Genomic DNA, 23,823 nt, shown 5'->3' on the forward strand with positions numbered 1-23,823 from the left:
TAGCCTTCAATCTACCGCGACCATGACGTCTGATGCCTTTATAACGGCATAGGCTTCACCACCAACGACTAGACCCAATTCGTTAACAGCGGCATTTGTGATGGATGATGTCACAACAACGCCATTGCCGATATCAATGCGCACATGTCCGGTTGTCGCGCCCTTGGGTACTTCGACGATTTTGCCCTTCAGGGTATGGCGTGCGCTGATCTTCATGAGTTTCTCCAGCTATGACTGAACCCAGTCGTAGCTGTTGCGTAATGAGAAACCGAAGTAAAGTTTTCACGCACTAACCTCGCCTCAGGAACAAACACCGCGCGACAGCAGTTGAACCCGAGGTCTGAAGCAGGTCTTCGAGCGATTGTTACGGGTGCGTCCATGAACAGAGACAAGCTCTCTACCTACAAGCAGAAGCGTGATTTCAAGGTGACCAAAGAGCCAAGCGGTTCGGGTCGTCCGGAGAGCTCAAATCGCCTGCGTTTTGTTATTCAGAAACATGATGCGACCCGGTTGCATTATGATCTGCGACTGGAATTGGATGGGGTTTTCAAATCCTGGGCAGTGACCAGAGGCCCGTCGCTTGATCCGCATGACAAGCGTCTGGCGGTCGAGGTGGAGGACCATCCACTTGATTATGGTGACTTCGAGGGCACCATTCCCAAAAAACAATATGGTGGCGGCACTGTCATGTTGTGGGATAGAGGCTACTGGGAGCCGGAAGGCGATATGACAGCCGAAGAGGCTTTAAAAAAGGGCGACCTGAAATTCACGCTGGACGGTGACCGTCTGCATGGCAGTTTTGTGTTGGTTCGCATGCGTCATGATCGCGATGGTGGCAAACGCACCAACTGGCTGCTTATCAAGCACAATGATGACTTTTCGGTGGAGGAGGACGGCGCCGCCGTTCTCGACAATAACATGACGTCGGTCGCCTCCGGCCGTTCCATGGAAACAATCGCGTCTGGCAAGGGCAGGAAACCCAAACCTTTCATGATGAAGAGTGGCGAAATCGAAGCCGATGCTGTCTGGGACAGCAATAACGACGGCCTGGCTGCAGACAAACGAAAGTCAGCATCTGCTGGTCGTAAGGCTGGTTCTCAGAAATCGGGTCATCAGAAGTCGAGCCGTCAGAAATCCAAAATCCCGGCTTTTGTGCCGCCACAACTGTGCCAGACACTGACGCGGCCGCCGGCAGGCAATGGCTGGTTGCATGAAATCAAGTTCGACGGTTACCGCATTCAAATGCGGATTGAAGATGGTGAGGTAATCCTGAAGACCCGCAAAGGTCTTGACTGGACAGAGAAGTTTAGTGCCATTGCCAAGGCCGCGTCCGGCCTTTCTGATGGTATCATCGATGGGGAAATCTGCGCGCTTGATGATCATGGCGCACCGGATTTCGCGGCACTACAGGCAGCACTATCCGAAGAGCAGACCGGTGGCCTTGTCTACTTTGCGTTTGATATGTTGTTTGACGGCGAGCAGGATATTCGCGACCTGCCACTGACCGAGCGTAAACAACGGCTGGAAACTCTGCTTGCTGAAGCCGACGCCGGCACACGCTTGCGTTATGTCGAGCATTTTGAAACCGGTGGCGATGCGGTTCTGCGATCCGCCTGCCGTCTTTCGCTTGAAGGTATCGTGTCGAAAAAAAGTGAAGCGCCCTATCGTTCCGGGCGGACTAACAGTTGGGCGAAATCCAAATGCCGTGCTGGCCATGAAGTTGTCATTGGCGCCTATGCCAAAACCAACGGGAAATTCCGCTCCCTGCTGGTCGGAGTCAATCGTGGCGATCATTTTGTTTATGTCGGCCGGGTGGGCACGGGTTACAGCGCCAAGGTCGTGCAAGAAATTTTGCCGAAATTGCGGGAAATGGAGACATCAAAGTCTCCCTTTACCGGCGTAGGTGCACCGAAACAAAGCGCTGATATCGTTTGGCTAAAGCCAGAACTTGTCGCGGAAATCGAGTTTGCCGGATGGACTGCCGACGGGCAGGTGCGGCAGGCTGCCTTCAAGGGGCTGCGGGAAGACAAACCCGCGGCAGAAGTCGAGGTTGAGATGCCTGTAAATCCGCAAAAATCCGATGTGCCTGAACCACAAAAGGGCAAATCAGCTCGGCTGGCCAAAGGTAAAAAGGCGGAGGTCATGGGTGTGATGATTTCACATCCTGACAAACCGCTGTGGCCGGATGCGGGAGACGGCGAACCGGTAAGTAAGCTGGCGCTTGCGCATTATTTCCAGTCTGTCGGTCCGTGGATGATTGGCCATCTCAAGGGACGCCCATGTTCGATATTGCGGACACCTGATGGTATCGGTGACGAGCAGTTTTTCCAGCGCCATGCCATGCGCGGCACATCCAACCTGCTGGAACTTGTGACAATCAGTGGCGACAAACAGCCATATCTGCAAATTGACCGCGTTGAGGGACTGGCGGCGATTGCGCAGATTGGTGGCACGGAACTTCATCCGTGGAACTGTGATCCTGGCCGTATCGAAGTGCCTGGCCGTCTGGTGTTCGACCTTGACCCTGGTCCGGATGTCGAATTTTCCGCAATCGTTGCTGCGGCGAGAGAAATTCGCGATCGGCTGGAGGAGGTGGGGCTGATCGGTTTTTGCAAGACCACCGGCGGCAAGGGCCTGCATGTCGTGACACCACTTGCTGCGCCCAAAAGCTCTGGCCCCGACTGGGACGATGCCAAGGCCTTTGCCCGTAATCTTTGCGAACAGATGGCCAGCGATAGTCCGGAACTCTATCTGACCAAGATGGCCAAGAACCAACGGGATGGCCGAATTTTTCTGGATTACCTGCGCAATGACCGCATGGCGACGGCAGTGGCTCCGCTATCTCCACGCGCTAGGCCGGGAGCGACGGTTTCCATGCCTCTGACGTGGACTCAGGTCAAATCCGATCTGGATCCCAAACGTTTCACCATCCGCACAGTGCCGGGCCTGTTGCAGAAGACATCTGCCTGGGAGGATTATTATGACAGCGAACGTTCACTTGCGCAGGCCATCAAACGTCTGGCGAAGATCAAGGCCACATTTTAGGAGTCAGATGTGGATCGGGGGTACATTACTTTCGTGACCGTTTTTCTCCTGCCAGTGATTTACGCAGTGCATCCATGATGTTGATGACATTATCGGGCGGTTCTGTCGCCGGCTTTTTGGCCTTGGTTTTCGAAGGCTTTTTCAACGCCTTCTTGCGGTTTTCGATAATGTCCAGCAACCGATCCTGCACCGGATCTGTGACCATCTTCGCATCCCAGTTACGGGTCTGTTTTTTGATCAGTTTCTGGACCAGCGAGAGAGTGTCGGGTTCCGGCTTTTGATGGTCGATACCCTCGAAATAGCTTTTTTCATCACGGACCTCGTCACCATAACGCAAGGTCCACAACACAATGCCTTTTCCGCGCGGTTCAAGCATGACGGCACGTTCGCGGCGGGCGATGACCAGTTGTGAAATGCCGACCATCTTCTGTGCTTCCATCGCATCGCGAATAACGGAAAACGCCTCCTGGCCAACTGGCTCGTTTGGCGAGAGGTAATAGGGCGTATCAAGCCATATCCAGTCGATGGTGTCTCGCGGTGTGAACATAGTCACATCGATCGTTCGGGTGCTTTCGAGTGCGACATTTTCCAACTCGTCATCCTCCAGCATGACATAGTCATCTTCGCCGCGAGGGTAACCTTTTACCTCGTCTTCATCCTTGACCACTTTGCCGGTGACCGAATCCACGTAACGGCTGACAACCCTGTTGCCGGTAGGTCGGTTGAGAGTGTGGAACCGCACCTTGTCACCCTCAGATGTGGCGGGCACCATCTGCACGGAACACGTCACCAGTGACAGCTTGAGGTAACCTTTCCAGTAAGATCGAATGGCCATGACAATCTCCGCTTAGCTTGCTCGCCGTGTTTTGCTGCTAGTGCGTTTTGGCTTTGAGGCTACCTTGTCGGTCTTTTTGCCTTTGTTGGCGTTGGCCGCAGACCGTTTGTCTGAGGCTTTTCCGGCGCCCATACCTGCACTTTCCCGCAGCGCCTTCAGCAGGTCACCCGGCTTAGATGCGACCGGTGCCTTACGTTTTGGAAGCGAACGACCTTCAATCTTGGCCTTGACCAACTCGGTGACTGCCGCCTCATAACGATCATCGAATTTGCTGACATCAAATGTGCCGGTCTTGGTGCCGATGATATGTTCGGCCAACTCCAGCATCTCGCCTTCGATCTTCAAATCGGGCAGTTCCTCGAAGGCTTCTTCGGGGGAGCGAACTTCGTAATCGAAATTGAGCGTAGAGGCGATCAAGCCATCATTGTGCGGACGAATGAGGACTGTGCGCAAGCGGCGAAACAGCACGGTGCGGGCAATGGCGACGACATTTTCTTTTTCCATGCCTTCACGCAACAGCGCAAATGCTTCAACCCCCATTTTATCGGGTGCCAGATAATAGGGCTTGTCGAAATAGACATTGTCGATCTGCATGCAGGGGATGAATGCCTCGATGGTGAGCGTCTTGTCGCTATCGGGAATGGCCGCTGCCACTTCCTCTGGCTCAAGGACCACGTAACGTCCGTCGTCGATCTCGTAACCTTTGACCTGATCGTCACGCTCGACAACATCTCCGGTGTCGCCATCGACAAATTCGCGCCGCACGCGATTTCCGGTTTTACGATTGAGCACATTGAAGCTGATGCGTTCTGCTGATGACGCGGCAGTATAAAGTGCCACCGGACAGGACACTTCGCCAAATTTGATGAAGCCTTTCCAGTTGGCGCGCGGGGAAACCATATGCTTGTCCTTTCAGGCACTGGCAATATGGTTCAACAGCGCAGCATGGACAAACGTTCCTTGCAGCGCACAATCATCTGCAGAATTACGGATGTGTCAGTGCGCAGAACCCGGTTTGCCCCTGACAGCGCTGACGACGCTGAGGAGCGCGATGACAACGCCACCGAGAAAGATGCCGAGAATTGCCTGCAAGACAGAGGCAGTGAGCCAACCAAGTACGCTGGGAAGCACAGGAGTTACGTTCTCCACGGCATGTTTTGCTTGCTCGATAACATGTTCCGGCAGATGAAAACCGAGGCCAGCAAGGCCGTGAACAATGATACTGCCGCCGACCCACAACATGGCCGCCGTACCAACCAGCGCCAGAACCTTGAGGAAAACCGGAACGCCTTTTACGAGGCCTTCGCCGAACGAGCGCACAAATGAACGGCCTGTTTTTGCCAAATGAAGTCCGATGTCGTCAGCCTTGACGATGATTGCGACCACGCCATAGACCGCAACGGTAATGAAAATGCCGACACCGGCCAATACCGCAGCCTGGGTGTACACATCTGACGTTGAAACTTCTGCCAGCGTCAGCGCCATGATTTCAGCAGAAAGAATAAAGTCGGTCCGTATAGCGCCGGAGACCTTCTGTGCTTCCAGCGTTGCCTGATCAACGACTTGGCCAGTTGAAGCCATGTCATGGGCCGCATGCGGGAAAAATGCCCCATAGATTTTTTCGGCGCCCTCAAAGCATAAATACATGCCGCCAATCATCAACAGTGGCGTTATCAGGAATGGCGCAAAATATGCAAGAAGCAGGCAAATCGGTAGCAGGAACAGCAGCTTGTTTCGTAGTGAACCAAGCGCAATACGCCCGATAATGGGAAGCTCGCGGCTTGGCGAAAGCCCAATGACATAGGCTGGCGTGACGGCGGTATCGTCAATGACCACACCTGCGGCCTTGACACTTGCCTTGGCGGTCTGGCCAGCAACATCGTCGAGAGACGCAGCGGCCAGCTTGGCTATTGCCGCGATATCATCAAGAAGAGCAATCAGGCCAGTCGCCACGGGTATTCTCCATATTTGCGGGGGGTGAAACAATCGGCGGGATTTAATGGACTCCGGCAGTTGTAGAGAGCCTGAGTGTTTCGGGCAATCGGAAACAGGCGTGCAGCTGCCAGATTTTTCCCTCTATCGAAGCAAACGCGGCTTTGGGATCAGGCGTTTGAAAACGTTGCGCTTTTTATGGTGACGGCCGAGATCAACGTCGCTGACAAGCTTGGCGCCGCCTTCGCGTCGTTCCAAGACTACCTTCCTGCTGTGAAAGGCCTCCAGCTCGGCCCGATGCGCTACACTCAGGATCGTTGCGTCAGGCAATTCATCGATCAGCGTCTGCATGATCTTGTCCTGGCTTTTTTCGTCAAGTGCGGAAGTTGCTTCGTCAAGCACGATGATATCCGGCCTGTGAAGCAGCAAGCGCGCAAATGCCAAGCGCTGTTTTTCGCCACCAGACAAGGTTTGGTCCCAAGGGGCGTCCTCTTCAATCTTTGCGCCCAGATGGCCCAGTCCCACCTTGTCGAGCGCCGATTTTACCTCATCAAGTGGCCATTCATCCGATGCGCCGGGATAGGCAACAGCACGACCCAGTGTTCCCGAGGGGATATAGGGGCGTTGCGGCAGCATGAACAACCGTTTACCGGGGTGCACGTCGACGCTTCCTTCACCCCATGGCCACAGGCCGGCGATGGTGCGTACCAGCGTGCTTTTCCCGGAGCCGGACTCGCCCGATACCAGAACCCGCTCTCCCTGGTTTATCAGGACCTTGGTCTCTGTGACGACAGCTGTGCCATCGTTCAGCGATACCGAGAGATCATTGAGGCTGAGAATGGCCTCGCCCTGAGTGTCGCCGTGTTTAACCCGGCCGACCGCGTCGCTTTTTTCGGCGCGTTCCAGTCCATCGAGCGACACCATGAGCGATGCCACACGCCTGGCGCTGGCATTCCAGTCTGCGAGGCGGGGGTAGTTGTCGACCAACCAGCCAAATGCACCCTGCACAATGGCAAAAGCCGATGCCGCTTGCATGACCTGTCCCAGCGACATGCTTCCATCAAGAAACTTCGGTGCGCACAACAGAATTGGAACGACAGGTGCAAACAGGCTGGACACCTGCGACACCAGTGTTGTGCGCATATATTGCCGGGCAATCAGTGCCCATTGATGAAGCACATGGGAGAAGGTTTTGTTGAGGTCGCTGCGTTCTTCTTCTTCGCCGCCCAACAAGGCGATACTTTCACCATTTTCCCGGATACGTGTCAGCGTATAACGGAACTCGGCTTCCGCCTGGTTTTTCACTTCCGAAATCCGCACAAAATTGCCTGCAATCACCACCATTGAGGTCGATGTGATGGTGGCATAAAGGATCGCGGTAATGACGAGAAAACCGGGGATGGTGACGGTGGTTCCGGCGATGGTGATGGTCAACGCACCACCAATGGTCCAGAGAACAACGATGAAGGTGGACGCAGACAAAAATGCAGAAACGACGCCAGCGACAAAATCCACGGGCGCCTCGGTCGCAATCCGCAAATCTTCAGACATGCGTGCTTCCGGGTTTTTGTGGTCGCCGCCTATCAAATTGAGCTGATAGTAACGACCGTTCGCCAGCCAGCGATTGATGATCCCTGTTGTTAGCCAGGAACGCCAACGGCGCTGTATCTTCATACGGAAAAATACCTGGATGACGACCAGCGACATGCTGCCAAACACAAGCGGTATGAAGATAGCACTCAAGAAATAGACGGTGCTAGCGTCGCGTTTTTCGATGGCATCGAAGAGGTTTCGGTTCCACACATTGATGCCGTACTGAAAAACGACATTGGTGCACAGCAAAGCCACCAGCACGATCGAAAACGGCCAGGCAAGCTTTTCACCGCTTCGGCTCCAGAAACCACGCGCGCTTTCCCAGAAACGGGACAGCAGATATTTGCGACGTGCCTTCTCTTTTTCTTCGGCTGTGAGTTCCCGTTCTGGCAACGGAGCATCAGGTGTTGACGCAGCACTTGTGTTCATTCTTCGCCTGCTCAGTCTTTGTGAAATAGGTTGTTGTTGCCGGGATAGACCTTGGCAGGCAGTTTCAGGGCGGTTTCCCATCAAATGGTCGCCGCTGATCTTGGTTGAAGGGTTTTTTGGTAGATGGTACCGGCGAGATGGCGCGTGTCATGGGTGAACGCTTCCATGGTCCAGCTGCAGATGTTTGAGAGAGTTTTCTACGGTTTTTATGTCATCGGCCGTAACAACCGGAATGGGGTCTGAAGCCATGGCCTCCAGCACTTCCGGCGAAAGTCCGCCATTGCGCATTACCCACTCCATCGCTTCGCGGGTTTCCCGCTCGGCACGCAACTGCGCGTAAAGCGCAATGATCAAACGATCTCTGGCATCAAAACGTTTGTGGCTGGTTTGTTTGGCAACTTTCGTCATGGTTCATGTCTCCGGTATCTATTCCACAGTTCGTTGGTCATGCTGTTGATCTTGAGAGTGGAGATAGGACCCAGCCCGGATGTGTTTGTTCCCTGTTCTGCTTTAACAGCCAGACACGCTCATGGTTCCCTTAGGGAGGCTTGAATAGAAATGGCGTGACATCAGGCAACAGTGAATCTGTCAGAATTCGACCTGAATACAATTGTCAGCGGTAACTGTTATTAGAGACGGTATTGGACGAATATTGATATTCGTCAAATTTGACACGAGAATTTCCAGCGTTCAAATTCATGTTGAGCACGTCAACCGCAGTTTGCAGAGTAAGAAATCTTGAGCCCAGCGAATGTTGAGCATCATATTATTCGTTCATCGCAGCTGAGCCGTGAGGACAATTACGAGTATTGGCGAACAGGCATTGCCAGCCTGTTTCATGCCACTCCCACGGATAGTGATTTCGATACATTCAGTGCCGATCTGGCGACCTATAATCCCGGCCAGTTCCTGATCGGCAAATCGTCGGCGAGCCCGCAGCAGTTTCATCGCTCCGGTGCTCTGGTATCCGCAACTGCGGTCGATCACCTTTTGGTGCAGTTCTACGTGAAAGGCGAGTGTTCGTATAATGCGGACGGCGGTTACGGTAAGGGCGTAACGGGCGACATCGTGTGTTTTGATCTCAGCCGCCCGATGCAGTCTTACGCCAGCAATATGGACATCATCAGCCTGGTCATTCCACGTCAGATGATGCGGTTGATGCCAAAAGTGGTTGATAATCTTCACGGTGCGCGCGTTGAAGGTTCATCGACACTTGGGGTCATTCTCAGCGATTACATGCTGTCTATCGCACGGCGTGCGCCGACATTAAGCCAGACGGAGGGGCAGCTTCTGGTGGAATCCACATCTGCCTTGTTATCAAGTGCATTTACCGGTGCCGTTACCACGCAGTTCGACACGCTGACGCATGTAAACCTGCAAACGATCCAGACATTCATCGAGCGCAACCTGACAAACTTGTCTCTGTCGACCGATATGATCATGTATCAGTTCGGCTTGTCGCGCTCTGCGCTTTACCGGCTGTTTGAACCCGTTGGTGGAGTTGGTGAATATATCCGAGAGCGTCGGCTCAAGCTGGCGAGATTGAAACTGGCATCGGTCGGGACCGGCCGTGGAGCAGTGGCGAAACTTGCCTATTCCTGCGGTTTTTCCAATGAGGACACCTTTTCCCGCGCTTTTCAGCAATATTTCGGCATTCGCCCCAGTGAGGCCATTCGGGATATCGGCGCTGCTGCGCAGCTGAAAAATATGTTGGATGGTGATGCCGATAATTGGATGCATAACTGGCTCGACAAATTGCAGATGCGCCAGTCATCCAAAGTCCCCTGAGGGTTTCGTACAATAAAAAATAGGCATTTGGGGCAGGTCTGTTCGCACAGGTTGCAGGCGCAAGCATTTGAATTGTTGGCATGATATCGGTTCAGCCGACATATTATCCCAATCCTCCCTGATATCGTCCCAACCCGGTTTCGCCGGCTTTATTTTTGGTGGCTCAGAAGGCACGACCTTTTCTCGATTGAGGCGGGAACCTAATGCCGGTCGCAATCATTATGCACGTCGGTGTTAGAGGGCCCGTTTCACTGGGCCCAACACCAGTCATTTCCTGCAAGGGAAAGACATGAGAGTCACGGTGCTTTTGATGGGAAAAGCACAGGAAAATGGGGATGTGCCGTAAGAATGCATATGTCAGATCAGGATCCAATATTGCTTCACCTCCACAGCGAATTTTCACCGGTGATCGTGCTTGCCGATTTTGAAAAGGCCGACCGCGCAGTGTGGTCCTTCAAGCGGGAACTGGTTGAGACGGAACAAAATTTTCTCTGGTTTTGCGATGACCCGTCTGAGGCGGCTTCTGAGGCGGCAGATAAAAGCATCCGGCAAACCAATCGCCATCCAGAACGATTTTTCGATTGGTTTTGGCAGTAAGACAAGGTCTTGTGAGGCGGGAGTATTCGTCAAGCCACGAAGAGGGTTGGCGGCCAACCCCTTGGCGTGAGAGGCTCCCTCATCAGAGCAGGCTTATCAGCTCCTCAAAAGACAGTCTCTGGAAATTCGGCTCGACATATCGTCGATGTGTATGAATGAACTTGCCGTTGCAAAGGCAAGTTGCGCTGATCGTGTGATCAGACATGCAACGAAGACAGCCAATGGCTGTCTTCGTCAAAAACAAACAGGTTGCTTATGCAGCCTTGTTGTCACCGTCGAAATGACCGCACCAATCGCTACCGGTTACGACCGGCCACAGGCCACGCGCATTGGCGTCTGGCTGTGAAACCGGCGGGTTGAAACGACAGAGGCCAGCGTCTGCGGCAACTGTGCCAGCATTTGCGGCGTGGTCTTCATAGAACGAGCAGGCTTTGCAGGACGCTTTGTTCGACATGTGTAGTTTCCTTCTTTGTAAAATTACGCAGAAACATGAGATTGATACTCATTTTTCTAGAATGATTCTAAAGTAGGATTTTCCGTTTGGCAATCTGTGCGCGCAATTTTTTGCCACGAATGTTCAAATCAGTAGAGCGACGAGAGAGGTTTTGCGCCTCTCAAAGCGCTGCAAAACACTAAGAAGCACGCGTATTTCTGCGCTGTTTGACGCGGATGGCATCGCGAAAATGCTGTGCACCTACGTGCTAAATATTTTACATATTGAATATTATTAGGCGTTTATTGGCCAAGTTTTCCAATGCACATATGTGCAATGTGTCATTTGGCTGTCATGTGATCTGCCTATGGTCGCCCCGTGAATACGAGAGGGCGCCAAGATGGTGGACATAAGGCACGTAGAAAAAGATGCACGCCTTGCATCGGGCAATTCGCCATACAGACGGTTGCGACATCATCTCACGGTCATAAGCCATGAGCCGGTAATGTTCATCGGCATTGCTTTGGCTGTCGTGTTCCTGCTGTTGATCCTCGCGCCAGTCATTTCGATCCTCGTCAATGTGGCTATTGTGCAGATTGGCGATGCTGCGCGCACTCGAGCTCCGGAAGGCGCATTCACCCTCTATTATGTGACGCGTGCTTTCGCCTCGCGCATGTCGAGCATCCTGCTGTGGCAGCCGATGTTGAATACCGCCTCGATTGCTATTGGTTCTATTGTTCTTTCCATGTCAGTTGGCGGTGTACTGGCCTGGCTGGTCAACCGCACAGAGCTGCCGGGACGTCGCTGGTTTGCGACGGCACTGATCATTCCGTTCATGCTGCCGACCTGGACGCTGGCGCTTGCCTGGACCACAATTTTCAAGAACCGCACGGTTGGCGGTCAGCCCGGTTGGCTGGAGACGCTTGGTTTTTCAACGCCGGACTGGCTGGCTTATGGTCGGTTACCGATGATCATTATCCTGTCGTTGCATTATGCGCCTTTCGTCATTTTGATCCTGGGCAGCGCGCTGCAGCGTCTTGATGCCCAGCTGGAAGATTCCGCACGTATTTTGGGTGCCGGCCGTCGCCGCGTGGCATTTCAGATTGTGCTGCCGTTGATGCGCCCCGCACTTTTGTCCTGCGGACTGCTGATCCTTGCCGATTGTATCGGGGAATTTGCCGTGCCTTACGTGCTTGGCCTTCCCGTCGGTTTCGACACGCTTTCGACTTCGCTCTATCGCGCAATCTCCACGCGGCAGACCGGCATGGCCGCAGTGATGGCCGCGGTCATCATGGCGATTGGTGTGGTCACACTCTACATCGATACCAGAATGATGCGCGAGGCGCGCCGGTTTGCGATCATCGGTGGCAAGGGAGCGATGGATCGCCGCCGCCCGCTGGGGCGCTGGCAGATGCCTGCCACTATTTTCACGCTGGCATTTTTTACCGTCGGTGTGGTGATCCCGCTGCTGACCTTGTTTCTGTCGACCATCATGCGTGTGCCGGGTCGTTTCTCGCCCGAAAATTTCACCTTCGATTACTGGATCGGCGCCAACCTCGACACCGTTGCCCTAAGAAACGGCATTCTGATGACGCCGGAATTCTGGAGCGCTGGCCTCAATACCCTGGTGATCATTGGCGTGGCCTCACTTGCATCCGGTGTTCTCGGCCTGCTGGTCGGGTATGTAGTCATTCGCAGCCCCTTTGCCGCACTTGGTAATTTCCTGCGCCAGATTACGTTCCTGCCATATCTGGTGCCAGGAATTGCGTTTGCAGCTGCCATCCTGACGCTATTTGCGGTGCCGCGTGGTCCGCTGCCAGCGCTATACGGTACGTCGATTATCCTTATTCTCGCACTGATTGCCGATCAGATGCCATTTGCCTCGCGGTCCGGTATTGCGGCCATGGCGCAGCTGGGCAAGGAGCCGGAGGAGGCTGCTCGCATCGCGGGTGCCGGTTGGTGGCGTCGTATGCTCAGCATCGTGATGCCGATCCAGAAACGGGCGCTGGCCAGCGCAATCCTGCTGCCATTCATCTCCGGCATCAAGGGCGTCAGCCTGTTCATCATCCTGGCCGTGCCGGCAACCGATGTCCTGACCACCTATTCGCTGCGTCTCGTTGATTATAACTACACCCAGGCAGCCAATGCCGTGGTGCTGATGATCGCGCTCTTGGCGCTGTTCGGCACCATTCTTATCAACCGTCTCACCGGCAATGGCATTGCCAAGGGACTGGAGAGCTGACATGCCCGATATCACCCTGACCAATGTCACCAAGAATTACGCTGGCCACGGCAACGCCGCCGTCGAGGGCCTGAATCTGACCATCGCAGATGGTGAGTTCATGTGCTTGCTGGGACCATCCGGTTGCGGCAAGACCACGACATTGCGCATGATTGCGGGCCTTGAACATCTGAGCGACGGCGAAATCGCCATTGGCGATAAGCTTGTTGACAGTGTTCCGGCCTCCGCCTTTGTGCCGCCGGAAAAGCGTGGCCTCGGTCTGGTGTTCCAGAGCTATGCGCTCTGGCCGCATATGACCGTGGAGCGGAACATCGATTTCGGCCTGCGCCTGCGCAAGCTGCCGGAAGCGGAGCGTCGCGCCAAGGTCAATGATGTGATGGAAAAGCTGCGCATCCGCGATTACGCATCGCGTTATCCCGCGCAGCTGTCCGGCGGTCAGCAGCAGCGCGTGGCATTGGCGCGCATGCTGGCGGTCAATCCCGGCATCCTTCTTCTCGATGAGCCTCTCTCCAATCTCGATGCTGCGCTCAGACTGGAAATGCGCGCCGAATTGCGTCGTCTGCATGAGGAGTTTCGCACAACAATCGTGTTCGTCACCCATGACCAGTGGGAAGCGATGACGCTTGCCACCACCATTGCCGTGATGAGTGGCGGGCGTTTGCAGCAGGTCGGTGCGCCCGATGATATCTATTCACGTCCGGTCAATCGGTTCGTTGCGGAGTTTATCGGCAATCCGCCAATCAACATGATCGCTTTGGACGGAACACCAAGCGGTGATTGCTTTGCCGCCCGCCTGTCCGAGAGCCTTGACTTGACGGGCGCAGCATCGATCGGACTACGGCCTGAGGAAATTTCCCTGTCAGAGACGTCGAACGCCGTGCCACTTGGCGCGTTGCTGCTTGAAAGCATCATGCCGACCGGTGGCAGTTGGATCATCGAACTGTCCCTTGGTTCAGAACGACTGTTTCACTCTACGCACAGCAGGCCAACCGCAAAGCCGGGTGACATGATCAGCTGTTTTGCGCGCCGCGAGGGTCTTTACCTGTTCGATGCTGCTGGCCAGCGTTTCGATACGACCGAAATCCGCGCCGCAAGCGCGGCACACCCAGCCGGAACCGCGCGTCCGGCACTTCTACTCGCATAACCTCACGAAAACATCTTTGTTCAAATCACTCAAAGGACTACCGATGAGACATTCCCGTACTTTGCTCTCCTCTCTGATGCTGTCTGCCGCTGTTCTGTGTGGCGCGGCCAATGCCGGCGCCGAAGAGGCTTTCGATCTCGACAAGCTGATTGAAGCCGCCAAACAGGAAGCGCCTATTACCGTCTACGACTCGACCGGCAAAATCGTCGAACAGGCGAAAGCCTTTTCGGAAAAATACGGTGTTCAGGCTACTGGCGTAAAATCCAGCGCACCAGAAACACTTGAAATCGTCATTCGCGAGGCCCAGGCAAACAACGTCAAGGCTGACGTGGTTATTCTGGCAGATGCACCTGCGGCACTGTCGCAGATCGTTGCCAAGGGTTATGCAAAGAGCTGGCTGCCAACAGATCTGGCAAAGGATATCCCGGCGATCTACCAGGACCCGCTGACAATCGTTCTTGCGCCGAATGTCTGGACCTACAACACGGCTCTGCATGACAGCTGCCCTGTTTCCAACATCTGGCAGCTGACAGAAGCCGAGTGGAAGGGCAAGGTTGCCATGCAGGATCCGCTTGGCAAGCCGTCCTATACCGACTGGTTCAACCAGCTGGCCACCCACGCCGACAAGGCTGTTGCCGATGCCTATCAGGCGCAATATGGCAAGCCATTGGAAACCGACGAGACCAGCGCTACCGCTGCCTGGGTCAAGGCGCTTGCCGCCAATAGCCCGCTGTTGACCGATTCCGACGGTGCGGCTGCGGAATCGATTGGCGCTCCTGATACCAAGGATAGCTTTGTTGGTCTGGTCAGCACGGCCAAGTACCGTGATAACAAGGACGGCATGAAGCTTGGCCTTTGTGCAGGTCTGTCTCCTTTCTCCGGCTGGACTTACCCTTCGCTTGGCCTGGTTGCATCAGGCACAAAAAGCCCAAACGCAGCAAAGCTGTTCCTGCGTTACATGATGACAGCTGAAGGCATCGCGCCGCAGGCGAAGGACGGCAAAATGTCGACCAACACCACCATCAGCCTGCCAGACAGTGAGCCGTCGGGCGTTGGCAAGGTTCGTGACCAGCTGCTTTCCTATGACGCCTCGACCGGCGCCGGTGACTGGGAAGCCCGTCAGGATTGGCAGGATCTTTGGGCCTTGAACTACAAGAAGTAACTGTCGAATATTTGTGACAATACTGGCAGGCCTTGTTTCTAGCCAAGGCCTGCACCATTCGTTCGAAAGAAATCATGCTGACTGTCGATGAACTGAACCTCCGTGAAGCCCTTTTGCGCGAAGTTGCCACCTCTGCCGGTGCTGTTGCCCTTGCTGCCTTTCATGCCCGCAAGCCCGGCGATTTTACGCTCAAGGGACGGCAGGATTTTCTCACCGAGGCAGACGGTGCGGTGGAAAGCCATGTGCGAGCCCTGATAACAAAGGCATTTCCCTTGGATGGGGTTTTGGGTGAGGAAGCCGGTGGTGGTCTGTCCGACAGGCTGTGGGTGATTGATCCGATTGACGGAACGGCCAATTTTGCCCGTGGCATTCCGCATTTCTGCATTTCAATTGCCTTTCATGAACAGGGCGAAACACTGCTGGGCGTGATCTTCAACCCTGCATCCAATGAATTCTATTTTGCCCGCAAGGGGCAGGGTGCGACCAAAAACGGTGCGCCTCTTGCGGCCGCGAAAACCGACACTATTACCAATGCATCGGTGGAGATTGGCTGGTCTCCCCGGGTCGAGAGCGCAGCCTATCTGGCGGCGCAGCAGCGCGTGCTGGAAAAAGGCGCCAATATTCGCCGTGGCGCATCGGGTGCGTTGGCCATTGCCTGGGTGGCAGAAGGCCGCACGGATGGTTACGCCGAATATTATATGAATGCATGGGATTGCCTTGCCGGTCTGCTGATGGTGCGTGAGGCCGGTGGTGTAACCGGAACCTATCCGGCGGAGCAGGCCGAATTGCTGACCGGTGGCGCGATCTTTGCCGCAGCCCCCGGTGTTGCCGTCGATTTTTCGCAGGCGATGCGGATTGCCATAGCGGATGAAGATCGCAAGGGAGAGGCAGCATGAACGCTTCCTCGCGATATGAACGCCCGCATCTTAGTCTGATCGAGAGCAACCTGCCCGGCTGGGATGTTGATCTCTACATTGGTGGACGTGAAGCCGTCTGTGATCCGGCCTTGCTGGCCGAACATGACATCAAGATTGTCGTCAACTGTGCGGTGAATTTTGACGTGAATTTTGTCTCCGGCGGTCAGACGGATGAGAATGGCATTCTGGCGTCCGGTCCCGGATTGCTTCGCTATTACAAGCTTGGGCTTGTGGATGGCGCGGGCAATTCCGACACCATGCTGCTGTCGGGGTATTACCTGCTGCGTGGCGCACTGGACCAAACCTTTCCGGAACGGGCCTCCTACCCGCATCGGGAAAAGGGCAATGTTCTTGTAAACTGTCGTGCCGGTCGCAGCCGCTCTGTGGCCTTGGTGTCGCTATTCCTGCATCTGGAAATGCCAAAGACTTATCCAACACTGGCGGCTGCAATTACCCATGTCCGCACCAACAGGCAATTGCGTACCGATGAGTGGTTTGAAACGCCAAAACCGCAATTGATCCGAGCGGCGGAACAGGCAGCTGATATGATCCGCCTTGTCGAGGCAGGAAAAAGAAGGGCGATTGCATGACCAACCGGCCGCCACAGAGTTTTGCGAGTGCCATTGAAGTGGCACGGAAGGCAGGCGTTTCGCGCTCCGCCGTTTCGCGTACCTTCACGGAAGGGGCGAGCGTCTCTGAAGAGACCCGTCGCAAGGTTCTCGCCGCGGCCGAGGAACTGAATTATCACGTCAACCATCTGGCACGTGGTCTATCGCAGGAAAAAAGCCGGCCGATCTGTATTCTGGGCGGTGATCTTCACGCGCCCTATCAATCGGCGCTGCTGGAAGCCATCACCCGGCGCATTCAGGCGGTCGGTCGCGCTGCAATGGTCATCAATACGGCGGGTGATGAGGCCGATATTCAGTCCGCGCTACACCAGACACTGAACTACCGTGCCTCAGCCACAATCGTTCTTTCGGGCGCGCCGCCAGTGTCACTGGTGCGAATCTGTATCGAAAGCGGCCAGCATGTCATTCTCATCAATCGTGCGGGACAGATCGAGGAGGCGGACCATATTAGCCTCGATCACGAGACCGCGATGAAAGATGCGTGGCACATGCTGGCCCGCGCGGGCTGCAAGTCCTTTGCGATTGTTTCCTCCACCAACGGGTCTCCCAGCCTGCTGGCCCGCGAACGACTTTTCTGCGACGTGGTCGCCAAGGCAGGCTTCGAGCCACCGCAGGTGATCAAGGCCGGCTCCACCAGTTATCGCAGCGGCGCAGAGGCGGCGCGGCGGTTGCTTCCTGGCGCAACACCTCCGGACGCAGTTTTTTGCGTGACCGATCTTCTGGCCTGCGGTTTTATCGACGTGGCGCGCAATGATTTTCAGCTGAAAATCCCCAGGGATCTCTGTGTTGTCGGTTTTGACGATATCGAGCAGGCCAGTTGGGAAGGGTATGCAATCACGACGTTTCGTCAGCCGATCGAAGAAATGGCAGAGGCGATCGTGACGCGCCTGACGGAAGAGCGTCTGGACAATCCGGTCGGTCACGTTACGACCTTCCGGGCGTTTCCCGTATGGCGCAAAACCGTGCGTTCGTGATGCCAAATATCATTGAAGTCATCGGTTGATCGGTTCTATCGTATCGATCAGACCGCCGTGGCGCGGCGTCGGACATCATCAAATTTCAAACCGAACCTTGCCAGATATTTGCTCAGCCGGTCGGCGTCATTGCTGCTTTTCTTCTCAAGGCGGCTGTTGGCGAACAACGCACGGCCTGCGGCGCTGGCTGTCACATGCTCGCAGCATGTTTTCAAAACAGTGGTGAGTTGAGCGACATCGAAAAGATCGAGTGCTGCGACGGCTTCTTGGCCGAGGACATCAACAAGGATTTGGTCTACTGCGCGGCCTGAAGGGGCGCCTCCCCAGGCGGCCTTGAGGCGTTCTGCCTCATGACGAACGACCTCGACGGTTATTCTGCCTTGCGGCGCAAGTGTTGCCATGCGCATGACCGATGCCGATAGATCACGGAAATTGGCGCTCCATGCGGCTTCCGGGGAGGTTGCGAAGGTTAGATAACGTTCGCGCGCTTCCTTGTTGAAGGTCACGTTGTGGCCTTCCTTTTCCAGAAAACGGCGCAGTTCGAAATCAAGGTTAGGCTCGATATCTTCCTTGCGTTCGCACAGTGCAGGCAGCTGGAAGGTCCAGATGTTGAGGCGGGCAAACAGGTCTTCGCGGAACCGGCCTTTTTGCACCTCTTCGCGCAGATTGCGGTTGGTCCCTGCCAGCAACTGGAAATCGGCCGATGTTTCCTTGTCCGCACCAACAGGCAGAAACCTCTTTTCCTCGATGGCACGCAGACACATGGCCTGTTCGTCCAGACCAAGCTCGCCGATTTCGTCCAGGAAAAGAACGCCCTTGTCTGCGGATTTCAACAGGCCAGCCCGCTCACCTGAGGCGCCGGTGAAGGCGCCCTTGACGTGACCGAACAGTGCCGACATCGCCTGATCACCGCGTAACGTGGCGCAGTTGACCTCTACGAATGGCCCAGTCACCTTTCGCTCGGCTTTTTTCAGTTCGTAAATCCGCTTTGCCAGCTGGGATTTACCTGCACCCGTCGGGCCGGTCAGCAATAAAGGTGCAACCGAGCGCATCCCAACCTGTTCAATCTCGTCAATCATGCGGTTGAAGGCGGCGTTGCGCGTCGAAATCCCGGACTTCAGAAACGAGGTTGCTTCCTCTCGCTCAGAGGCAAAGCGGGTGGCGATTTCATCGTAACGGGAAAGGTCAAGGTCAATGACGGTGTGCTTGCCAGCATAATCGCCTGGCAGTTCATGGTCGCGTGGCGGCGATAGCTGCAACAGGCGGGCGGGAATGATGCGGGCTTCCGTCAAAAGGAACCAGCATATCTGCGCCACATGCGTGCCGGTGGTGATGTTGACGAGATAATCTTCGGTGTCTGGATCGAAATCATACGTGCGGGCAAAATCACGCAGCTTTGTGTAGACCTCCGAGAAATCCCAGGGGTCGGTGAGATTGATGATGTTCTGACGAACCTGGGTCGCGGGCGAGACGGTCTCGATATCACCAATGATGGTTTCCGCCAGCCTGCCAAACTGGGTATCGTGGATCAGCTCAACACGATCAAAAAACATGCCGGGTTGCTGAGTCAGCGCGACATTGGGCCGCCAGCGGCTCCATCTGTCCTGGCGTCCGCCCATATCCAGTGTCGTCCCCAGAATGCTGATAGCAACACGTCGCTTCATGTATTATCCAGAAAGATAAATCTTATATTATTGGATAATTTAATGAGATCGCCGTTGATTGGCAATTCTGGATGTTGAAAAAGCTTTCGAATTTTTTAAATGATTAAAATCAAAGGTTTGAATTCGCTTTCGCTATGTTTTCGCGCCGTCGAAAGCAAACTGGCACGCCACTTGAAATGTATCTGGCAGAAACAAACAAAAAGGTGCGGCCATGGTGAACACGGCAATCTTCAAATCTTATTTCGGCAAGCTGCTGCCGCAGACGGATGCCGTTAATGATGCAGGCGCTGCTGCCTATGCCCTGACACCGCGTGAAGCACTTGCGCAGTATGCGGTGACGGGAACGTTCAACGACACGTTTTACGCCAATGCCGGTGAGCAGCTGGATGCGGTGGTGAAGCTTGCTTCAGAGGTCGAGCCGGAATTTCTGGCGAAACTGGCAATCTATGCGGCTGAACAAGGCCATATGAAAGACATGCCGGTCATGTTGCTGGCAATGCTGTCCGGCCTTGAGAGCGATGCCTTTACGCGTGCTTTCCCGCGGGTGGTAAAGAGCGGCAAGATGTTGCGCGGTTTTGTGCAGATCATGCGTTCTGGAACTGCGGGCCGCAAGTCGCTTGGAACACGTCCTAAAAAGATGGTTCAGGCATGGCTTGATAGACGTACGGTGCCGCAATTCCTGCAGGCGATGGTCGGCAATGATCCTTCGCTTCCGGATGTTATCCGTATGGTGCATCCAAAGCCAAAGGATGCGGAACGTGCAGCATTGTATGCATGGGCAATCGGCAAGCCATACGATCTTGCTGCACTGCCAGCCGAAGTGAAGGCTTTCGAGGCATTCAAGCGGGATACCAGCCGGGCTCTGCCAGCTGTGCCGTTCCAGATGCTGACCTCGCTCAAGCTGACAAAGGAGCAGTGGGCGGAAGTGGCACTCAGCGGATCCTGGCAGATGGTGCGCCAGAACCTCAATACATTTGCCCGCAACGGCGTGTTTGAGGTGCCGGGTATGGCTGAAAAGCTGGCCGCCAAACTCGCTGATCCGCAGACGGTTCGCAAGGCGCGGGTGTTTCCGTACCAGTTGCTGGTTGCCTGGCATATGGCTGGGCAGACGGTGCCCGGCGAAGTTGCCGATGCATTGCAGGACGCAATGGAAACCGCAATTTCCAGTGTGCCGGTATTCAAAGGCAATGTGGTGGTCTGCCCTGACGTATCGGGCTCGATGGGTTCGCCAGTGACCGGTTATCGCAAGGGGGCCACGTCAGAGGTTCGTTGCATTGATGTGGCCGCTCTTGTGGCAGCCTCGTTCCTGCGGCGTAACCCGCGTGCACGGGTACTGCCGTTTGAAAACCGGGTGGTGGACGTAAAATTGAACGGCCGCGATAGCGTGATGACCAATGCTGCAAAGCTTGCGGCCATCGGCGGCGGCGGAACCAATTGCTCGGCACCGCTGCAACGGCTGGTGAAGGAAAGGGCCAAGGTCGACCTCGTGGTCTTCGTTTCGGACAACCAGTCCTGGATCGATGACCGCGGTGAAGGCCAGGCGACAGGCATGATGGTTGAATGGGCGCGGATCAAGCGACGCAACCCGGCTGCAAAGCTGGTGTGTCTTGATATCCAGCCCTACGTCCAGACGCCTGCCAAGGCCGCGGATGTCTTGAACATCGGTGGTTTTTCCGACGCCGTTTATGACGCTATAGCCAACTTCGCGGCGGGCAAGTGCGGTGCAGGGGAATGGCTGCGACAGATCGAGGCGATCGATCTTTGACATTGTCCTGCGCCACCAGTGAAGGGCGCAGGATACCGTGACGAATGCCGATTGGAACTACAGACTGTTAATCTCCAGGTCGCGGGTTCGAATCCCGCCGGGGTCCCCATTTATGACCCCGTAGCTCAGCGGATAGAGCAGGCGTTCCAGCAATTTTTGTCGTCACGGACAGAATGAAATGCATGGCGAATACCGAAAGAAACTACATCGAAAAGTGTTTCTTTCAACCTCTTGTCGCCGTGAGCAACACTGGAAGACGTGGCGAATGCCGGGGAAACTACATCGGTAAACCCTAACGGGGAGCGGATTCGAACTCCGCACCGCCAAATGCCGAAAGGTATGGACGCGGAATGTTTCCTCATCCTGGTCGTCATGACCGAAATGCAGCGGCGAATGCCGAACGGAACTACAGCCTCCACGTTAGGGGTGGCTTGATGGGTTCGACTCCCATCCCCGGCAGCGCTCTCTGGCACGAGCGGAGCCCCCCATGTTTCGTTCAACCTCGTCGCCGCTGCTTTTCAATTTTGAAGATGCCGGAAGACGGAATGTTGTCCGGCAATGATGAATGAATGAGAAGGACTGCAAACGCAGAAAAGAAGATGGTTGAGATCGTAAGCGGACAGGATTTGATTGACGCCGGCATGCCGCAGGGCAAGTGGTTTCGCCCGGCGCTGGATGCCGCCAATAAAGTTTTGAATGACGGCGGTTCGATGAGTGCCGCCATGGCGACAGCACTTGCATTCCGGCCAGCCCCGACTGTACCGCTGAAAACGGATGGCGATGTCGAGATCTATTCCAACATCCGTGCCGAAAACGTGTTCGAACAAGACAATGTCGAGAAGGTCAATGCTACCATGCGGGCGCTTGTCCGCACGCCTGTTGTGCGCGCGGCGGCAATCATGCCGGACGCCTGCCCAGCCGGACCGGTGGGAACCATTCCTGTTGGTGGCGTGGTTGCTTCCGAGGCGATCCATCCTGGCATGCATTCGGCCGATATCTGTTGCTCCATGGCAATCTCGATCTTCCCCGGCGTTGATCCAAAGTCGTTGCTGGATGCGATCCACTCCGTGACGCATTTCGGGCCTGGTGGTCGTGCCGTTGATCAGCGTGTCAAACCGTCCGAAGCAACATTGGCGGCTTTCCAGCAGAACCCGTATCTGAGCGGTGCGGCGTTGAATGTTGGTATCGAGCACTTTGCAACGCAGGGTGACGGCAACCATTTTGCCTATGTCGGAACGATGAAGTCGACCGGCGAGACGGCACTGGTTACCCATCATGGATCGCGAGCGCCCGGTGCCCGGCTGTATGAACGTGGAATGAAGGTGGCAAACAAATTCCGTGAACAATTGTCACCGGAAACACACCGCGACAATGCCTGGATTCCGGCGGATACCGAGGAGGGTGATCTTTACTGGTCGGCTCTGCAGTCCATCCGCCAGTGGACGAAGGAAAACCATTATGTGCTGCATGACATGACGGCGGAAAAGCTGTCTGCCAAGGTGTCGGACCGTTTCTGGAACGAACATAACTTTGTGTTCCGAAAGTCAGACGGTCTGTTCTACCACGGTAAGGGGGCGACGCCTGCCTTTGATGGCTGGGCTGAGGATGCGACCGATCTGACGATCATTCCGCTCAACATGGCGGAGCCGATCCTGATCGTGCGTGGCTCCAATGCTGCTCATGGTCTGGGTTTCTCACCGCATGGCGCGGGCGTAACTTTTCGCGTAGCGCTCATTTGCGGCGTCTCGCGGCGGAATATGGCGCCGATTCCCGTGGGCTGAGCCCGAACAACATTGCCGACATCATGGCAAAAGAGACGGCTGGACTGGATGTACGCTTCTTTTCGGGAGAGGCGGACGTGTCCGAACTGCCGGGTGCCTACAAGTCGGCGGCCAATGTGCGTTCCCAGATCGAACATTACGGCCTTGCCGAAGTGGTCGACGAGGTGATCCCGTTTGGAAGCATCATGGCTGGTGACTGGCAGAAGAATGCGCCATGGCGTAAGAAACGTCGCTGAATATCGGGCGAGGCGGCTGATGCCGCCTCGTTCAAGCACGCCCGTTAAGCTGGGCCGGTCAGGCCGGACCAAGCAGGATGAAGGTCTCGCTTTTTGACACACCTTCGGTGCCGCGCACCGTTGAAATCAGCTGGTTCAACTCGGACATCGTGGATACCTCGATTTCGGCGACAGCATCCCAGACACCATTTGTATTGGAAAGAGACGCCACACCCGGCAAGCGTTTGATGGCCGACACTGTGTGCTTTGGTGAGCCGGACACTTCAACGAGGATAAAGGCTCGGATCAGATCGCGGCTGATGTCGTCTTTCAACCTGACGGTGAAACCCTTGATGTCGCCTGATTCAATCAGGCGATCGAGCCGCTTTTGAGCGGTGGCGCGGGCGACACCAAGAATCTGCGCAAGCTGTGGAACCGACGCCCTGCCATTGATCCGCAACTCCGCAATCAGCCGTCTATCAAGGTCGTCCATTTTTTACCATTTCGTCAAATGACTTACTATTTCGTCATTATATGAAATTTTCGAGCACTTTGTATTCTTTTTTGTTCTCGTTTCTCGAATTACCAATTGTCATCGCTGAGCAAGAGCTGGCCCTCGAAAAAAGCGGGATAATCCAAAAGAGTGGGCCGGTTGATAGCAGCAATTCGAAGACATCG

Annotated in this window: 19 protein-coding genes and 1 pseudogene; 11 read left to right on the plus strand and 9 right to left on the minus strand. The window is 55.2% G+C overall.

The window, feature by feature from the left end; all coding sequences use genetic code 11:
• Positions 1 to 6 precede the first annotated feature (6 nt).
• Positions 7 to 216 carry a TOBE domain-containing protein gene (locus ACZ5FM_RS18890; protein WP_464040910.1) on the minus strand — a complete coding sequence of 70 codons (210 nt, stop codon included), beginning with the start codon at positions 214 to 216 and terminating at the stop codon, positions 7 to 9.
• Positions 217 to 378: 162 nt separating this feature from the next.
• Between ACZ5FM_RS18890 and ligD the strand changes: the two genes are divergently transcribed.
• Positions 379 to 3,045, plus strand: coding sequence for a DNA ligase D (gene ligD, locus ACZ5FM_RS18895; protein WP_464040911.1), 2,667 nt, complete (start codon positions 379 to 381; stop codon positions 3,043 to 3,045).
• Between the two features lie 25 nt (positions 3,046 to 3,070).
• On the opposite strand, the gene ku (ACZ5FM_RS18900) is transcribed toward ligD, so the two are convergent.
• From ku (ACZ5FM_RS18900) to ACZ5FM_RS18920, 5 genes are all read right to left on the minus strand, one after another.
• Complete coding sequence (ku, locus tag ACZ5FM_RS18900; RefSeq protein WP_464040912.1) at positions 3,071 to 3,880, minus strand: non-homologous end joining protein Ku; 810 nt, start codon at positions 3,878 to 3,880, stop codon at positions 3,071 to 3,073.
• 12 nt (positions 3,881 to 3,892) lie between these two features.
• Complete coding sequence (gene ku / locus ACZ5FM_RS18905; protein ID WP_464040913.1) at positions 3,893 to 4,780, minus strand: non-homologous end joining protein Ku; 888 nt, start codon at positions 4,778 to 4,780, stop codon at positions 3,893 to 3,895.
• A gap of 96 nt (positions 4,781 to 4,876) precedes the next feature.
• Positions 4,877 to 5,833 carry a DUF808 domain-containing protein gene (locus tag ACZ5FM_RS18910; RefSeq protein ID WP_464040914.1) on the minus strand — a complete coding sequence of 319 codons (957 nt, stop codon included), beginning with the start codon at positions 5,831 to 5,833 and terminating at the stop codon, positions 4,877 to 4,879.
• Positions 5,834 to 5,956: 123 nt separating this feature from the next.
• A complete protein-coding gene (locus tag ACZ5FM_RS18915; protein WP_464040915.1) occupies positions 5,957 to 7,834 on the minus strand; it encodes an ABC transporter ATP-binding protein/permease in 1,878 nt (625 codons plus the stop codon).
• 147 nt (positions 7,835 to 7,981) lie between these two features.
• Entirely contained in the window at positions 7,982 to 8,242 is a 261-nt protein-coding gene (locus ACZ5FM_RS18920; RefSeq protein WP_464040916.1) for a hypothetical protein, read from the minus strand.
• A 330-nt stretch (positions 8,243 to 8,572) separates the two neighbouring features.
• Between ACZ5FM_RS18920 and ACZ5FM_RS18925 the strand changes: the two genes are divergently transcribed.
• Together ACZ5FM_RS18925 and ACZ5FM_RS18930 are read left to right on the plus strand one after the other, a co-directional pair.
• Positions 8,573 to 9,622 (plus strand): helix-turn-helix domain-containing protein, encoded by a 1,050-nt coding sequence (locus ACZ5FM_RS18925; RefSeq protein WP_464040917.1) that lies wholly within the window; start codon positions 8,573 to 8,575, stop codon positions 9,620 to 9,622.
• 354 nt (positions 9,623 to 9,976) lie between these two features.
• Positions 9,977 to 10,219 carry a hypothetical protein gene (locus tag ACZ5FM_RS18930; protein WP_250984450.1) on the plus strand — a complete coding sequence of 81 codons (243 nt, stop codon included), beginning with the start codon at positions 9,977 to 9,979 and terminating at the stop codon, positions 10,217 to 10,219.
• A 253-nt stretch (positions 10,220 to 10,472) separates the two neighbouring features.
• Here ACZ5FM_RS18930 and ACZ5FM_RS18935 read toward each other — a convergent pair whose 3' ends face one another.
• A complete protein-coding gene (locus ACZ5FM_RS18935; protein WP_250984451.1) occupies positions 10,473 to 10,673 on the minus strand; it encodes a hypothetical protein in 201 nt (66 codons plus the stop codon).
• A gap of 379 nt (positions 10,674 to 11,052) precedes the next feature.
• On the opposite strand from ACZ5FM_RS18935, the gene ACZ5FM_RS18940 reads away from it, so the two are divergent.
• The 6 genes from ACZ5FM_RS18940 (at position 11,053) to ACZ5FM_RS18965 (ending at position 17,720) form a co-directional block, all read left to right on the plus strand.
• Positions 11,053 to 12,894 (plus strand): ABC transporter permease, encoded by a 1,842-nt coding sequence (locus tag ACZ5FM_RS18940; RefSeq protein ID WP_464040918.1) that lies wholly within the window; start codon positions 11,053 to 11,055, stop codon positions 12,892 to 12,894.
• 1 nt (position 12,895) lies between these two features.
• Positions 12,896 to 14,038: an ABC transporter ATP-binding protein gene (locus ACZ5FM_RS18945; RefSeq protein WP_464040919.1), complete on the plus strand. Its 1,143-nt coding sequence runs from the start codon at positions 12,896 to 12,898 to the stop codon at positions 14,036 to 14,038.
• Positions 14,039 to 14,081: 43 nt separating this feature from the next.
• Positions 14,082 to 15,200 (plus strand): ABC transporter substrate-binding protein, encoded by a 1,119-nt coding sequence (locus tag ACZ5FM_RS18950; RefSeq protein ID WP_192489792.1) that lies wholly within the window; start codon positions 14,082 to 14,084, stop codon positions 15,198 to 15,200.
• Positions 15,201 to 15,274: 74 nt separating this feature from the next.
• Positions 15,275 to 16,096, plus strand: a complete 822-nt coding sequence (locus ACZ5FM_RS18955) for an inositol monophosphatase family protein (protein ID WP_464040920.1) — start codon at positions 15,275 to 15,277, stop codon at positions 16,094 to 16,096.
• Positions 16,093 to 16,707 carry a dual specificity protein phosphatase family protein gene (locus ACZ5FM_RS18960; protein WP_464040921.1) on the plus strand — a complete coding sequence of 205 codons (615 nt, stop codon included), beginning with the start codon at positions 16,093 to 16,095 and terminating at the stop codon, positions 16,705 to 16,707. The genes ACZ5FM_RS18955 and ACZ5FM_RS18960 overlap by 4 nt, the downstream gene beginning before the upstream one ends.
• Positions 16,704 to 17,720 (plus strand): LacI family DNA-binding transcriptional regulator, encoded by a 1,017-nt coding sequence (locus tag ACZ5FM_RS18965; RefSeq protein ID WP_464040922.1) that lies wholly within the window; start codon positions 16,704 to 16,706, stop codon positions 17,718 to 17,720. Before ACZ5FM_RS18960 ends, ACZ5FM_RS18965 begins: the two co-directional genes overlap by 4 nt.
• 47 nt (positions 17,721 to 17,767) lie before the next feature.
• Here ACZ5FM_RS18965 and rtcR read toward each other — a convergent pair whose 3' ends face one another.
• The gene (gene rtcR, locus ACZ5FM_RS18970; RefSeq protein ID WP_464040923.1) at positions 17,768 to 19,384 is read right to left on the minus strand and encodes an RNA repair transcriptional activator RtcR; all 1,617 of its coding nucleotides are present in this window, start codon (positions 19,382 to 19,384) and stop codon (positions 17,768 to 17,770) included.
• Between the two features lie 211 nt (positions 19,385 to 19,595).
• On the opposite strand from rtcR, the gene ACZ5FM_RS18975 reads away from it, so the two are divergent.
• Both ACZ5FM_RS18975 and ACZ5FM_RS18980 read left to right on the plus strand, forming a co-directional pair.
• The gene (locus tag ACZ5FM_RS18975) at positions 19,596 to 21,149 is read left to right on the plus strand and encodes an RNA-binding protein (protein ID WP_464040924.1); all 1,554 of its coding nucleotides are present in this window, start codon (positions 19,596 to 19,598) and stop codon (positions 21,147 to 21,149) included.
• A 599-nt stretch (positions 21,150 to 21,748) separates the two neighbouring features.
• Positions 21,749 to 23,166 (plus strand): annotated as a pseudogene (locus tag ACZ5FM_RS18980) (RtcB family protein).
• 58 nt (positions 23,167 to 23,224) lie between these two features.
• Here ACZ5FM_RS18980 and ACZ5FM_RS18985 read toward each other — a convergent pair.
• On the minus strand, positions 23,225 to 23,638 hold the full coding sequence (locus tag ACZ5FM_RS18985) for an Lrp/AsnC family transcriptional regulator (RefSeq protein ID WP_192489787.1): 414 nt from the start codon (positions 23,636 to 23,638) through the stop codon (positions 23,225 to 23,227).
• Positions 23,639 to 23,823: the final 185 nt, after the last annotated feature.

This window comes from Agrobacterium sp. 5Ca50, assembly GCF_055381905.1.

Coding starts and splice junctions, on each gene's coding strand:
- ACZ5FM_RS18890 (WP_464040910.1), bottom strand. CDS start 216: ATGAAGATCAGCGCACGCCATACCCTGAAGGGCAAAATCGTCGAAGTA.
- ACZ5FM_RS18955 (WP_464040920.1), top strand. CDS start 15,275: ATGCTGACTGTCGATGAACTGAACCTCCGTGAAGCCCTTTTGCGCGAA.
- ACZ5FM_RS18935 (WP_250984451.1), bottom strand. CDS start 10,673: ATGTCGAACAAAGCGTCCTGCAAAGCCTGCTCGTTCTATGAAGACCAC.
- ku (WP_464040912.1), bottom strand. CDS start 3,880: ATGGCCATTCGATCTTACTGGAAAGGTTACCTCAAGCTGTCACTGGTG.
- ku (WP_464040913.1), bottom strand. CDS start 4,780: ATGGTTTCCCCGCGCGCCAACTGGAAAGGCTTCATCAAATTTGGCGAA.
- ACZ5FM_RS18960 (WP_464040921.1), top strand. CDS start 16,093: ATGAACGCTTCCTCGCGATATGAACGCCCGCATCTTAGTCTGATCGAG.
- ACZ5FM_RS18965 (WP_464040922.1), top strand. CDS start 16,704: ATGACCAACCGGCCGCCACAGAGTTTTGCGAGTGCCATTGAAGTGGCA.
- ACZ5FM_RS18975 (WP_464040924.1), top strand. CDS start 19,596: ATGGTGAACACGGCAATCTTCAAATCTTATTTCGGCAAGCTGCTGCCG.
- ACZ5FM_RS18945 (WP_464040919.1), top strand. CDS start 12,896: ATGCCCGATATCACCCTGACCAATGTCACCAAGAATTACGCTGGCCAC.
- ACZ5FM_RS18940 (WP_464040918.1), top strand. CDS start 11,053: ATGGTGGACATAAGGCACGTAGAAAAAGATGCACGCCTTGCATCGGGC.
- ACZ5FM_RS18915 (WP_464040915.1), bottom strand. CDS start 7,834: ATGAACACAAGTGCTGCGTCAACACCTGATGCTCCGTTGCCAGAACGG.
- ACZ5FM_RS18930 (WP_250984450.1), top strand. CDS start 9,977: ATGTCAGATCAGGATCCAATATTGCTTCACCTCCACAGCGAATTTTCA.
- ACZ5FM_RS18985 (WP_192489787.1), bottom strand. CDS start 23,638: ATGGACGACCTTGATAGACGGCTGATTGCGGAGTTGCGGATCAATGGC.
- ACZ5FM_RS18920 (WP_464040916.1), bottom strand. CDS start 8,242: ATGACGAAAGTTGCCAAACAAACCAGCCACAAACGTTTTGATGCCAGA.
- rtcR (WP_464040923.1), bottom strand. CDS start 19,384: ATGAAGCGACGTGTTGCTATCAGCATTCTGGGGACGACACTGGATATG.
- ACZ5FM_RS18950 (WP_192489792.1), top strand. CDS start 14,082: ATGAGACATTCCCGTACTTTGCTCTCCTCTCTGATGCTGTCTGCCGCT.
- ligD (WP_464040911.1), top strand. CDS start 379: ATGAACAGAGACAAGCTCTCTACCTACAAGCAGAAGCGTGATTTCAAG.